This window comes from Streptomyces sp. DSM 106670, assembly GCF_055792845.1.
Map to the genome: position 1 here is coordinate 3,875,599 of NZ_CM147704.1, position 12,841 is coordinate 3,888,439.

At 73.1% G+C, this 12,841-nt stretch carries 9 protein-coding genes, 2 tRNA genes and 1 other RNA gene; 4 read left to right on the forward strand and 8 right to left on the reverse strand.

All coding sequences use genetic code 11. The features are described from left to right. Position 1 precedes the first annotated feature (1 nt). Positions 2 to 74: transfer RNA gene (locus ACSMXR_RS17205), tRNA-Gly, on the forward strand. A gap of 57 nt (positions 75 to 131) precedes the next feature. Here the strand turns inward: ACSMXR_RS17205 and ACSMXR_RS17210 are convergent. The 6 genes from ACSMXR_RS17210 to ffs form a co-directional block, all read right to left on the reverse strand. Next, positions 132 to 1,046 (reverse strand): phosphoribosylaminoimidazolesuccinocarboxamide synthase, encoded by a 915-nt coding sequence (locus ACSMXR_RS17210; RefSeq protein ID WP_137235408.1) that lies wholly within the window; start codon positions 1,044 to 1,046, stop codon positions 132 to 134. A gap of 97 nt (positions 1,047 to 1,143) precedes the next feature. After that, complete coding sequence (locus ACSMXR_RS17215) at positions 1,144 to 2,598, reverse strand: N,N-dimethylformamidase beta subunit family domain-containing protein (RefSeq protein ID WP_137235407.1); 1,455 nt, start codon at positions 2,596 to 2,598, stop codon at positions 1,144 to 1,146. Positions 2,599 to 2,836: 238 nt separating this feature from the next. Then, a complete protein-coding gene (locus tag ACSMXR_RS17220) occupies positions 2,837 to 4,567 on the reverse strand; it encodes a hypothetical protein (RefSeq protein WP_473172262.1) in 1,731 nt (576 codons plus the stop codon). A 326-nt stretch (positions 4,568 to 4,893) separates the two neighbouring features. Next, complete coding sequence (gene purD, locus ACSMXR_RS17225) at positions 4,894 to 6,144, reverse strand: phosphoribosylamine--glycine ligase (RefSeq protein ID WP_381792013.1); 1,251 nt, start codon at positions 6,142 to 6,144, stop codon at positions 4,894 to 4,896. A gap of 316 nt (positions 6,145 to 6,460) precedes the next feature. Continuing rightward, positions 6,461 to 8,719, reverse strand: a complete 2,259-nt coding sequence (locus ACSMXR_RS17230; protein WP_473172263.1) for a DNA polymerase III subunit gamma and tau — start codon at positions 8,717 to 8,719, stop codon at positions 6,461 to 6,463. A gap of 78 nt (positions 8,720 to 8,797) precedes the next feature. After that, an RNA gene (gene ffs / locus ACSMXR_RS17235) (signal recognition particle sRNA small type) lies at positions 8,798 to 8,892 on the reverse strand. A gap of 133 nt (positions 8,893 to 9,025) precedes the next feature. Between ffs and ACSMXR_RS17240 the strand changes: the two genes are divergently transcribed. Then, positions 9,026 to 9,113 (forward strand) — tRNA-Ser (locus tag ACSMXR_RS17240). A 117-nt stretch (positions 9,114 to 9,230) separates the two neighbouring features. Here the strand turns inward: ACSMXR_RS17240 and ACSMXR_RS17245 are convergent. Both ACSMXR_RS17245 and ACSMXR_RS17250 read right to left on the reverse strand, forming a co-directional pair. Continuing rightward, entirely contained in the window at positions 9,231 to 10,145 is a 915-nt protein-coding gene (locus tag ACSMXR_RS17245; RefSeq protein ID WP_473172264.1) for a helix-turn-helix domain-containing protein, read from the reverse strand. Then, positions 10,142 to 10,939, reverse strand: a complete 798-nt coding sequence (locus ACSMXR_RS17250) for a peptidoglycan-binding protein (RefSeq protein ID WP_381847201.1) — start codon at positions 10,937 to 10,939, stop codon at positions 10,142 to 10,144. Before ACSMXR_RS17250 ends, ACSMXR_RS17245 begins: the two co-directional genes overlap by 4 nt. Before the next feature lie 371 nt (positions 10,940 to 11,310). Here ACSMXR_RS17250 and ACSMXR_RS17255 point away from each other — a divergent pair, with 371 nt between their 5' ends. After that, positions 11,311 to 11,820 carry a peptidoglycan-binding domain-containing protein gene (locus ACSMXR_RS17255; RefSeq protein WP_381792001.1) on the forward strand — a complete coding sequence of 170 codons (510 nt, stop codon included), beginning with the start codon at positions 11,311 to 11,313 and terminating at the stop codon, positions 11,818 to 11,820. A gap of 136 nt (positions 11,821 to 11,956) precedes the next feature. Next, positions 11,957 to 12,598, forward strand: a complete 642-nt coding sequence (locus ACSMXR_RS17260; RefSeq protein WP_473172265.1) for a hypothetical protein — start codon at positions 11,957 to 11,959, stop codon at positions 12,596 to 12,598. The last annotated feature ends 243 nt before the right edge of the window (positions 12,599 to 12,841 follow it).

Sequence of the window (12,841 nt, forward strand, 5' to 3'; positions counted from 1 at the left end):
TGCGGACGTAGCTCAGTTGGTAGAGCGCAACCTTGCCAAGGTTGAGGTCGCCAGTTCGAACCTGGTCGTCCGCTCCGGTAGGAGAAGGCCCCGGTCCTCGTGGACCGGGGCCTTCTGCGTATCCCCGTCGGCTACGACCAGTTGGTGCCGGTCAGCACCTCGTACGCCTCGATGTACTTGGCGCGGGTCGCGTCCACGATCTCCTGCGGCAGCGCCGGGGGCGGCTGCTCGCTCTTGCGGTCCCAGCCGGAGGCCGGCGAGGTCAGCCAGTCGCGCACGAACTGCTTGTCGAAGCTGGGCTGCGCGCGGCCGGGCTGCCAGGTGGCGGCGGGCCAGAAGCGGGAGGAGTCCGGGGTCAGCACCTCGTCGGCGATGATCAGCCGCTCGGTCCCGTCCTCGGTGGTCTCGAAGCCGAACTCGAACTTGGTGTCGGCCAGGATGATGCCGCGCTCGTGCGCGATGTCCCGGGCCCGGCGGTAGACGTCGAGCGTCGTGCGCCGCAGCTCGGCCGCCGTCTCCACACCGACGGAGCGGGCGATGTCCTCGTAACTGACGTTCTCGTCGTGCTCGCCGACGGCCGCCTTGGTGGCCGGGGTGAAGATCGGGCCGGGCAGCTCGGATCCGTTGACCAGACCCTCGGGAAGACCGATGCCGCAGACCGTACGGGTGGCGTCGTACTCGACCAGCCCGGAGCCGGTCAGATAGCCGCGGGCCACGCACTCGACCTCGACCATGCGCAGCGACGTACAGATGAGGGTGCGGCCCGCCCAGTCGGCCGGGGCGCCCGGGGGCAGCTCGGTGGAGATGACGTGGTTGGGCACCAGGTCGGCGAGCTGGTCGAACCACCAGAGCGAGAGCCGGGTGAGGACGCGGCCCTTGTCGGGGATCTCGGTGGGCAGGACCCAGTCGTACGCGGAGATACGGTCGCTGGCGACCATGACGAGGTCGCCCGCCTCGTTCCGGTACAGGTCACGCACCTTGCCGGTGTGCAGGTGGGTGAGGCCCGGAACCTCGACGGGCTCGGGCTTTTCTACAAAACCGGACACGGTGCCTCCGCGTAGATTGATCCAGGAGCGGTTCCGATTGTCCCGTACGCGGGACGCGGAGCGCGCGCCGGGCCCGGCCCCGATGCCGTCGCGCCGGTCAGTCGCGCTTGCAGATCCGGTCGAGGAGGTTGGCCGTGGCCCGCTGGATCCGGGGGTCCGTGTGGCCGGGGCGGTCCAGGGCCGGGGACCAGGCGAAGGTGCCGGAGGCGAAGACGAGTGCGCCGGAGGGGGCCTGGTAGAGCGAGGTCTCCTGGTGGCGGGTGGCTCCCTCGGAGTCCTCGTACGGGGAGTGGGCGAGCAGGATCCTGGTGTCGTGCTCGGGCAGGCTGGTGCGTGGGAAGTAGCGGTCGGCCTCACCGGCGACCAGGCCCGGGATCTCGTCGCCCTCGACCGCGCCCGTGGCGTCCCAGAGCCAGTGCTCGGCGTTGCGCACGACCAGCGGGCGGGGCTCGGGCACCCGGCCCGCGTACTGGATGCCCAGGAGCTGCTGCTCGGGCCGGTCCACTTCGCGCCACAGGGCGGACTTCCCGGGCCCCCGGCGTTTGCGGCAGGTCAGCAGCCGGTCCGCCTCGCCGGAGGCGGACGGGGCGAGGCCCACCTGCCAGTACATGGTGTTGGCGGAGAGGAAGACGAGCGAGGTGCCGGAGTCCCGGGCGCGCTCGGCGGCCCGGCGCATCGGCAGCGACCAGTACTCGTCGTGGCCGGGGAAGACCAGGCCCCGGTAGCGGCTGGGGTCGACGCGGCCCGCGTGCAGGTCGCGGGCGTCGGCGTAGGCGAGGTCGTAGCCGTACCGCTCGGCCCAGCGGATGAAGTCGTACGCGTGTCCCACGTGCAGCGGCAGGCCCGATCCGGCGTACGGGCGGTCGAAGGAGATCGTGACGGCGGCGTCCTCCTCGCCGAGCAGCCGCCCCCGCTCGTCCCACGCGTGGTAGAGGCTGGCGCCGGTGCGGCCGTCCTCCGGGTAGAGGTTGTACGCCTGCCAGGTGATGTCGGGCAGCAGGAGCAGCAGGTCGGCGGGGTGGTCGTGGCGGACGGTGAAGGGGATGTGCGAGCGGTAGCCGTCGGCGGTGGTCAGGACGGCCACATACGCGCCGACCGACCAGTAGCTCGGGATCTGGAGCCGCCAGGACATCCACCAGTGGTGGCAGGAGACGGTCCGGTCGGCGGCGAGCGGCGGGGGCTGGACGATGCCGGAGAGCCGCGGGCTCGTGGTGATCTTGGCCGCGCCGTCGCCGCCGTAATGACCGATCCGGTAGACGTCGACGGAGAACTGCTGGGGCGGGTCCACGGTGATGTGGAAGTCGATGGCCTCGCCGGGGGCCGCGGCGCCGGGCGAGACGAAGCCCTTGATCTGACGGTGCACGTCGTCGGCGGTACGGGTGCCGCCGCCGGTGGAGCGGGCGAGGTCGGCGTACCAGGGGACGACCTGGCCGGTGTCGTCGAAGTAGTTCTCACTGCCGCGCAGCCAGGGCAGCGGGCCCTGCCCGAAGGGATCGCTCACCGCGTGCGCGAGGGCACCCGACTCCCACCGGCGAATCTGCTCCGCCCCCATGTCGCGCCCCTCCCTCGGATCCCCCGGAGCCGGACGACTCCGTGGACCCTTCGGACAACTCTGGTGCGCCGAGTGTCAGCGCCGATCCCCAGCACATCACATAACGCATGCACCCCGTCACCCTTCGTCGCGAATTGACGGGAACGGAACCTTTCCTTCCGAATTCCGGACTCCGTGCTCGTGCTCCGTGCTGCGGGCGCCCCGGTACGGCTCGGGCGCTTCGGTACGGCTGCGCGGTTCACACCAGCCGGACCGGTTTGTCGGAGCGCACGCCCACCTCGGCGAGCCAGGACAGCAGCGGGTCCGGGTCGCCGTCCTCGACCAGGCTGAGGACCGGGGCCGCGAGGTCCGCCCGGCGTTCGCCGCCGACGAGCAGCGCGGGGCCGTCCAGCCAGTCCAGGCCGGGGGCCGCGCCCGCCGTGTCCACGGCCGCGCAGCAGACCATGGCGGCGACGTGGTCGGCGAGCAGCTCGGTGCCCGTACGCGGCGGCTGGAGCGGGAAGAGGGGCAGCGGTCCCGGCCCCCAGAGGTCGAGGGGGTCCTCGGCCGCGCCGGAGTCGGGGCCGGCCGGACCCGAACCGCCGTGCCCCTGACCGTCGTGCCCGGGGCCGCCGTGTCCCGGGCGCCCGGCCTCCTCGCGGGCGACCGCGGCGCCGATGCACGCCGCGAGCTCCTCGCCCGGACCGCCGGGCCCGCCGGGACCGGACAGATGCTCCATGACCCGGGCCAGGGTGGGGACGTCCGGGTCGCCGACGGCGGCCCGGGGGACGCCCAGGGTGTCCAGGACCCGGTGCAGCCGGGCCGCTTCCGTACGCCACTTCCGGTCGACGACCTCGTCGGGATACTGCTGCCAGTCCACCGGCGCCCAGTCCGGACCGCTCTCGGCGGGGCCGCCGTGGAAGAGCCGGGCGGCGAGCAGGGACGCCGCCTCGTCGGCCGCCCCGGGCTCCTCCAGCAGGTCGCACGCGGGCCGCTCGCCCAGGCGCAGGGCGAAGCCGTCGGCCAGCCGGTCCCGGCGGGAGAGCTCGGTGAGCGCGGAGACGACCCCGGCGTCCAGCCGGGAGGGCCAGCGGCCCATCCGCCAGGCGGGCAGCGCCACCCGGGTCAGCAGCCGGTCCCAGCCGGCATAGGCGAGGCCGACCTGTTCCTGGGCGGCGATGCGCAGCCCGTAGTCGACCGTCTGGGCCCGCATGGACGCGGCCGCGGCCACACAGCGCTCCATCTCGGCGGCATGGTCCCGGCAGGCCCGCAGCAGCAGCCGGGCGACCCAGCCGGCGAAGGCGAGCGGCGCCCCGCGCACCGCGCCCCGGCCGGGGGCGGCGGCATCGGCGATCGCCGCGTCCAGGCCGCGTACGAAACGGCGGGCGGCGGCTATGTCGGGGTGCGCGGACGGGCCGGTGCCCGCCACCACGGGGGCCAGGACCGCGCGGAGCTCGGCGACCCGCATCCACCACAGGAACGGCGAGCCGATGACCAGGACGGGTGCGGTGTCCCCGGCCCCGGACCCGGCCCCGGACCCGCCCTCCGCCGGGGTCCGCCGGCCCCGCCGGAGCGCGCGGTGGGTGCGGTCCTCCAGCCAGCTGTCGCAGTCCGGGGTCAGCGCTATGGCCGAGGGCGCGGGCACGTCGAGCCGGTCGGCCAGGTCCCGGACCAGGCGGTAGAGGTCGGGGGCCCCTTCCTCCGGCACGGGGACGGTCGGGCTCATGGCGGGCCGTGCCCGGGCCACGGAGACGGCGACCAGGACGGTCACCAGCAGCACGACGACCGCGACGCCGAGCACCGTCCAGCGCACGGCGTCCCAGGCCGGACCGGCCAGGTGGCCCTGCGCGCCCGCCGCGAACAGCACGACGGCGACGGCCGCGGGCAGGATCGCCACGGCCAGTGCCCTGCTGCGGATCCGCAGCAGGGAGAGCGCTCGGGCCTGTGCGGCCCGCGCACCCAGCTCCTCACCCACATCGATACCGGACACGGCCGGACGTCACCCCCTCTGCCCCTCGACGGTGTTGCTCACTCCCCCACTGTGGCACCCGTCACCGACATCGCAATGCCGGTGGGCCAAGTGCCGGAACGCTTGCGCCGCACCCTAGTTGGGGCTCCGGCGACCGTCATCCGGATGGCCCAGTCGTCACCCGATGGAATGGCTTTGGGTAAAGCTGCTGACGTGTTCGCGCCCATGGGCAAGCAGCCGGCCGGGGCGGGCGCGGACAGGGGGCAGCCCCTCACGCCTGCCGCGTACGCCGGTGGCGTACGGGGGCGGGCGGAGGGGCTGCGACGAAACCCTCGTACGTCGGCGGGTCAGCCCCGGGAGGCCTTGAGGGCGATGTCCGTACGGTGCTGGGAGCCGTCCAGGCGGATCCGGCCGAGCGCGGTGTAGGCGCGTTCCCGGGCCGCCGTGAGGTCCTTGCCGGTCGCGGTCACCGAGAGCACCCGGCCGCCCGCGCTGAGCACCGCGTCGCCCTCGGCGCGGGTCCCGGCGTGCAGGACGTACGCGTCGGGTCCATCCTGCGCCGCGACGTCCGCGAGCCCGTCGATCGGGTCGCCGGTGCGCGGGGTGTCCGGGTAGTTGTGCGAGGCGATGACCACGGTGACGGCCGCGTCGTCGCGCCAGTTCAGCGGCGGGAGGACGTCGAGGGTGCCGTTGGCGGAGGCGAGCAGGACGCCGGCGAGCGGGGTCTTCAGCCGGGCCAGCACGACCTGGGTCTCCGGGTCGCCGAAGCGGGCGTTGAACTCGATGACCCGCACACCGCGCGAGGTGATCGCGAGGCCCGCGTAGAGCAGCCCGGAGAAGGGCGTGCCCCGGCGGCGCAGCTCGTCGACGGTCGGCTGGAGGACGGTTTCGAGGACCTCGTCGACCAGCTTGGGGTCGGCCCACGGGAGCGGGGAGTAGGCGCCCATGCCGCCGGTGTTCGGGCCCTCGTCGCCGTCCAGGGCGCGCTTGAAGTCCTGGGCGGGCTGGAGCGGCAGCACGGTGGTGCCGTCGGTGATCGCGAAGAGGCTGACCTCGGGGCCGTCGAGGAACTCCTCGATGACCACGCGGTCGCAGGACAGCGCGTGGGCGCGGGCCACGGCCACGTCCTCGGTGACGACGACGCCCTTGCCCGCCGCGAGGCCGTCGTCCTTGACGACGTACGGGGCGCCGAAGGCGTCGAGGGCCTCGTCGATCTCCGCGGGGGTGGTGCAGACGTAGCTGCGGGCGGTGGGGACCCCGGCGCCTGCCATGACGTCCTTGGCGAACGCCTTGGAGCCTTCCAGCTGCGCGGCTTCACCGGACGGGCCGAAGCAGGGGATGCCGGCCGCGCGCACGGCGTCGGCGACCCCGGCGACGAGCGGCGCCTCCGGGCCGACGACCACCAGCCCGGCGCCCAGCTCGGTCGCGAGGCGCGCGACGGCGTCACCGTCGAGCGCGTCGACCGGGTGCAGTTCGGCCACCTCTGCGATGCCGGCGTTGCCGGGAGCGCAGTACAGAGCGGTGACATCGGGGTCGAGGGACAGAGAGCGGCACAGGGCGTGTTCGCGGGCGCCGCCGCCGATGACGAGGACCTTCACGGGGTGCAGCCTAGCCGCCGGGCGCGGGGAGCCCCGACGGCCGCCGGTCCGTGGACGGGCACCACGGCCTCACGGCCCATGCCGGTGATCGGGCCGCCCGCGGCCCGCCCACCGTCTCACCACCCGTCGGGGCCGGGCCGCCGCCGCCTCACGGCTCGTCGCTCCCGTCGGGGCCGGGCCGCCACGGCTCATCGCGTCGGGCCACCACGACCCGGCCACCGGCTCATGCGCCCGGCCACGGCCTCACGCGCCCAGGACCACCGCCTCACGTGGCGGCCCACCGGCTCACCGCCCGCCGGGGACCCCGACCACCACCTCACTGCTCGTTCGGGAACTCCTCGACCACGGTGGCGCCCAGCTCGCGGACGATCAGCTCGTGGCCGGAGAGGGCGGAGTCGACGAGATCCGGGTCGTCGGCCTCCGGGGTGTCGTCCTCGGGGGCGACGGATCGCGGCGGCTCCGCCCCGTACGAACTGTGGGAGGCCTCGGGGGCGGGCGCGGCCTCCCGGCCCTGCGGCGGCGCGGAGGAGGGCGGCGACTGCTGGGCGGACGGGGCGTGCCCCTGCTGCGGGGCGGAGGACTGCTGCGGCGGGGGCGCGTGCTGGGGCCGGGGCTCGTACGCGACCGGGGCCGCCGGTGCGGCCGGGGCGGGCTGGTACTGCGGGGCGGGGCGTCCGCCGCCTCCGCCGGACTGCGGGGGCGTCCCGCCGCCACCGGAGGGGTCGACGACCGCTTCGATGCGCCACTGGGCGTTGAAGCGCTCGACGAGGGCCTGCTTGAGGATCTCCTCGCTGCCGCTGCTCGCGAAGTTGTCGCGGGCGCCCGCGTTGAGGAAGCCGAGCTGGAGCGTCGTGCCGTCGAACCCGGCGACCTGGGCGTTCTGGCTGAGCAGGATCCAGGTGAAGCGGCGGCGGCTCTTGACCGCCTCCAGGATGTCGGGCCACATGTTCCGCACCTGGGCGGCGCCCTGGGCCATGCTCTGGCCGCCCTCGGGCGCGGCCGGGGCCGCGGGGGCCGCCGGGGCCTGGGCGACCGGGGCCGCGGGCGGCGGGGTGGCGGCGGGGGCCGGGCCGCTGCCGGGGGCGGACGCGGTGGGCCAGCCGCCGGGGCGACGGGCCTGGTCCCCGGCTCCGGCTCCTGCTCCGGCTCCTGCGGCGGCGGGCCAGGACCCGGGCCGCTGGGCGGGCTCGGGGGCGGGTGGAGCGGGGGCCTGGGCAGGGGCAGGCGGTGCGTAAGCGGCCGGAGCGGGCGTCACGGCCGGGGGCGCCTCGCCCCGTACGGCGGCACGGGCGACATCCGGACCGGCGGGGGCCACGGGGGCATGGGCCTGCGGGGCGTGCGCCTCGGGCCCCGGCACATACCCCATGGGAGCAGCGCCGGCGGGCGGAGCGGCGAACGAGGCGGCAGCGGCGGCCGAGGCCCCGCGCTCCAGCCGGTCGAGCCGGGCCTGCAGCGACCGCTCGTCGTCGTAGGCGGCGGGCAGCAGGACCCGGGCGCAGATCAGCTCCACCTGGAGGCGCGGCGAGGTGGCCCCGCGCATCTCGGTGAGCCCGTCGTTGACCAGGTCGGCGGCGCGGCTCAGCTCGGCGGCGCCGAAGACGGAGGCCTGGGCCTGCATGCGCTCGACAACATCGGCGGGGGCGTCGATGAGCCCCTTCTCCCCCGCGTCCGGCACGGCGGCGAGGATCACCAGATCACGCAGCCGCTCCAACAGGTCCGCCACGAACCTTCGCGGGTCGTTGCCGCCCTCGATGACCCGGTCCACGACCTCGAAGGCGGCGGCCCCGTCACCGGCGGCGAAGGCGTCGATGATCGAGTCGAGCAGCGAGCCGTCGGTGTACCCGAGGAGCGAGGTGGCCATGGCATACGTCACACCGTCGTCGCCCGCACCGGCCAGCAGCTGATCCATGACGGACATCGAGTCACGCACGGACCCGGCCCCGGCCCGCACGACGAGCGGCAGGACGCCGTCCTCGACGGGGCTGTTCTCCCGGCCGCACACATCGGCGAGATAGCTGCGGAGGGTCCCGGGAGGAACGAGCCGGAACGGATAGTGGTGCGTACGCGACCGGATCGTCCCGATGACCTTCTCGGGCTCGGTCGTCGCGAAGATGAACTTGAGGTGCTCCGGCGGCTCCTCGACCACCTTCAGCAGGGCGTTGAAGCCCGCCGGGGTGACCATGTGCGCCTCGTCGATGATGTAGATCTTGTAACGACTGGAGGCGGGCCCGAAGAACGCCTTCTCGCGCAGGTCACGGGCGTCGTCCACACCACCGTGCGAGGCGGCGTCGATCTCGATCACATCGATGGACCCCGGCCCGTTGCGCGCGAGGTCCCGGCAGGACTGGCACTCCCCGCAGGGCGTGGGCGTGGGCCCCTGCTCGCAGTTCAGACAGCGGGCGAGGATGCGCGCACTGGTCGTCTTTCCACAGCCGCGCGGCCCGCTGAACAGGTACGCGTGATTGACCCGGTTGTTCCGCAGGGCCTGCTGGAGCGGGTCAGTGACATGCTCCTGACCGATGACCTCGGCGAACGACTCGGGGCGGTAGCGGCGGTACAGCGCAAGGGACGACACATCTACGAGGTTATCGGGGCCGACTGACAACCGAACCCACGTCGCCCGCTCACCCGCCCGCTGAAGGCCCCCGGAAACGCAAGGGCCCCCCACGCACCCGCCAGAGCCGACCTACCCTTGCTGCCTTCCGGCCCTGGGGGAGTTCAGTCAGATAGCGCCACGTGAGGGGCTGACGCCCACCTTAGCGGATCCCCACCCCCTCCGGTCCACCCGCCCACCCCCACGGAACGACCTGCGGACCCTCTCCGGACGATCTCCGGGGAACGTGTTCGCGAGCACCCTCCAACGTCTTGTATTGTTTGCGGCGGAGGATTCGCCTAGTGGCCTAGGGCGCACGCTTGGAAAGCGTGTTGGGGGCAACCCCTCACGAGTTCGAATCTCGTATCCTCCGCCATTGCTCTCACCGGGCAATACGTCGAAGGCCCCCGCAGCTCGCTGCGGGGGCCTTCGACGTTCTTGCTCTCATCCGCAGTCTCGACGTGACTCTTCGGAACCCTCCGCTCCCCTGCCGTCAGGCTCGTTCGGAGCCCGGCTGCGCCGAGGGCGAGGGGGGCGCGGCGGAGGGCTCGGGCACCCGGGCCTCGAAGCACTCCTGCTCGCCGTCGGCCGAGGCCGGCCGGAAGCAGGCCCGGACGGTGCCGCCGACGGTGGCCTCCGTCATCCCGGTGTAGACGAAGGTCGCCGCGTCCTCCGCGTTCCCGATGCGCACGCTGTGGGTCGGGCCGTCCGCCGTGACGTCCACCTGGTCGCCGATCTCGGTCCCCCAGGTCCGTACCCAGCTCGCCCCGCACTTCTTACTGTGCCGCAGTTCGACATGGGCGCCGGTGGCGGTGCGGTGCGTGGCGAGGGTGTCGGGGCCGATGCCACAGATCAAGCGCATCGGATCCCGCCCTTCGCAGGCGGCCCCGTGGCACAGCGGAGCGAAGGAGAAGGGGACGGAGGAGGGGGACGGTTCGGCCCTGGACGCCTCGGAGTCCGGCAGCAGGAAGAGCAGCACGACGGCGACACCGCCGACGATCACGCTGTAGGCCGACGCCAGCACCACCAAGAGCCTGGAACGTCCGAGGCGTCGTCGAGGCCCTTCGGTCGTGGCGGCCTCCACGGGCTGCGGCGGCGGACCTTCTGCCGAAGAGTCCGTCGAAGAGTCTGTTGAAGAGGAGGGAGCGGGCTGGGGGGTGGCCACCGAGCGACCGCTCCAGCGTGACTCGGCGATCTCCCAGAGGGCCAGCGGCCGCCCCTGCGGTTGGTCCGCGAGACGGCACAGCTCCTGTACGGCCTGGCGTGGAGGCAGGGCCTTGCCGTTGAGGTAGCGCTCCCAGGAGGACTTGCTGTACGCCGTCCGCTCCGCCAGCGCGGCCAGGCTCAGCCCCGCACCGGCCCGCAGCTCCCGCAACGCCGCGACCAGCCGGGCGTGTTCCGGGGTCACGTCGGATCTGCCTGCCGCAGGGCATTCCAGGTCGGCGGGTCGATGACTCCGTTCACGATCAGCCCGTTCCTCTTCTGCAGGTGCTCGACCGCTCGCCGGGTCTTCGGTCCGAAAACACCGTCGATGTCCCCCGGAACGGTACCCGCCCGGCTCAGCAGACACTGGGCCTCGGCCACTTCGAGGCCCACCTGGGTGTTGGAGAGAAGCACATCCGCGGTCGGGCTCAGCCCCGCGTGCCAGCGGCCGTCGCGTCTCTCCAGGCGGCAGGTGTAGATGACCGGGACCAGAGTCGCCGACACGGTGGCCGGCGCGGTCGCGGCGGTGGCGTCGCGCTCGTGGGCGAGCTGGGTACGGGCCTCGGTGAGCCGCACGGCCAGCAGGAGGGCCGCAGAGGTGGAGAGGACGGTGACCACGGCCGCCGCGGTGAGCGCGGCGCGCAGGTGGCGCCCGTACGGCTGCCGCTTCCCGGAGACCCGCGCCGGAGGTTCGGGCAGGCTCTCGGGCGCCCGGGCGGCGGGCTGCCCTCCCTCCCCCCAGCGTTCGGTGGCGATCTCGTGAAGCGCCAGCAGGCGAACCGGATCCTCGCCGCAGACCCGGGACATCGCCGCCACGGCCTCCTGCGGTGGCAGGGACCTCCCGTTCAGGTACCTCTGCCACGACTTCGCGCTGTATCCGGTCCGTGCGGCCAGTTGCCGCGAGCTGAGTCCGCTGCGGTCCTTCAGCCCGCGCAGCCGGACGATCAGCTGACGGACGGGCGGGGGCAGTTCCGCGGGCAGTTCCTTCCAGCGGGGCACGCTTTTCCCATCACGTTCCGGACCGCAGGCGCGGCCTCCATACGTCGGTCTCATTCTGCATCAGCTGCCACGGGTGACGCAGGGAGGGAGCCCGTGCGACAGCCCGGCGGGCCTCCGCCCGGGTGCGGAACCGGCCGTCCCTCCGGTGCCGTTGATCCCGCCGCGGGGACTTGGCGGTCGGCATCTCCGCAGGCCAGAACGCGGGACGTCCCGGAACGAGGCCACTTCCGCGGCAGCTGTGGCCGACCGCCGGGCCGCGCCCGCATGCTCGGTGCGGAACCGGCCCTACCCCCACGTGTGCCGGCAAGGCGGCTCATACGCCGGCCCGACGTCTTCTCCGAAACGAAACCACGCACCAGAAGGGTTGAACCATGCAACGAGCATCCATGCCGCTCCGCACGCGGATCGGAGCGCTGGGGGCGCTGTCTCTCCTTGTCGCCGCCGGCCTGACGGCCAGCCCGGTGATGACTACACCGGCCCACGCCGCCTACGGGCCCTGCAACACCACCTCATGGCGTGACGTTCCCACGCTCGGCGGGAAGAACGACTACAAGATTCCGGCCCGTTCGGGCAATGGAATCTCCTGCTACCTGGGCTACCTCCAGGGTTCTTCCTCAGCGGTCGAGGCCCTTCAGCAGGCCATCACCATTTGCTACCCCGGCACCTGGGCCTCCGCGAGGATCCACAACTCCGGTGGTATCGACGGCGACTACGGCACCGGCACGGTCGAGGCGGTGAAGTGGCTGCAGATCAACAGGCTCAACCTCGCCGGCAGCGCGGACGGTGTCTACGGCCCCCAGACGCGGGCGAAGATGCGGTGGCCGCACTACTACGACCGCGGTGCGCTGCTGAACTCCTGCACCAACCCGTCCACGCTCTGACCCGACCGGCCGAGCCATTCCCGGTGACGTTGCCGGACGGGCCTCAGTTCTCGGAACTGCCATATGAGGCAGCCTTCATATCAGCGAGGAAACAGTGCACAAGCGACGGGTAATTTCTGCGGCCTCTCTGGCCGTCATGGGTTTCGCACTTTCGGCCTGCAACGGTGACGACGGCGAGTCGGCCGCGAAGGAGACTCCGGCCGCGTCCGCATCGGCGTCCGCTTCGGCCCCGGCCTCGTCCGAACCCAGCAGCGAGAGCCCGACCGACGACAGCGGCGACAGCGGCGACAGCGGCGACAGCGGTAACGGCGGAGAGGCCCCCGCGGGTGACGTCACCGCCCCGGGCACCAAGCTCAAGGTCGGCGACCGGGCCGTGGTGCCGTTCCGGTACACGAGCGACAAACAGGGCACCATCGCCGTCACCGTCACAGCCATCGAGAAGGGCGCCGAGTCCGACATGGCCGCCTTCGGCGACAAGGCGAAAGGCATGACGCCCTACTTCATCAAGATGAAGGTGGAGAACGTCGGCGGCACCGACCTCTCGTACGCCTCACTCAAGCTCGACGGCGTACTGGAAGGCGGCGCGGGCACCGGCGTCATCCTCATGGGCGACATCCCGGGCAAGTGCGACCGCGAAACCGCACCCCGCGACTTCACCACCAAGGGCGCCTCCTACGAAACCTGCTCGCTGGCCGCGACGAAGACCACACCCGTCACCGGCGCCGAATTCGACGAAGGCGACACCTACAGCGACAGCCCGGTCGTCTGGGCCAACTGAGGCAAGGTTCACGCCATGCGGTAGCCGGAGGGTGGCATCAGCGAGGTGCTCGCCGCGTACCGCGACGAGAGAGCGATGTTCAAAGACGGCGAGCCAACCCTGCCCGGTGGCGGCGCCGCAGTGTCGCCGCGTCCGCGCCCGCCTCGGCAGGCGGGGCAGCGCCACGATCACGCGCCGGCGGCCCCTGTTCGGGCCATACGTCGAAGGCCCCCGCAGCTCGTTGCGGGGGCCTTCGACGCGCAT

Excerpts from the sequence above, each read along its gene's own strand:
- ACSMXR_RS17215 (WP_137235407.1), bottom strand. The coding sequence starts at position 2,598 with ATGGGGGCGGAGCAGATTCGCCGGTGGGAGTCGGGTGCCCTCGCGCAC.
- ACSMXR_RS17255 (WP_381792001.1), top strand. The coding sequence starts at position 11,311 with ATGCAACGAGCATCCATGCCGCTCCGCACGCGGATCGGAGCGCTGGGG.
- ACSMXR_RS17260 (WP_473172265.1), top strand. The coding sequence starts at position 11,957 with ATGGGTTTCGCACTTTCGGCCTGCAACGGTGACGACGGCGAGTCGGCC.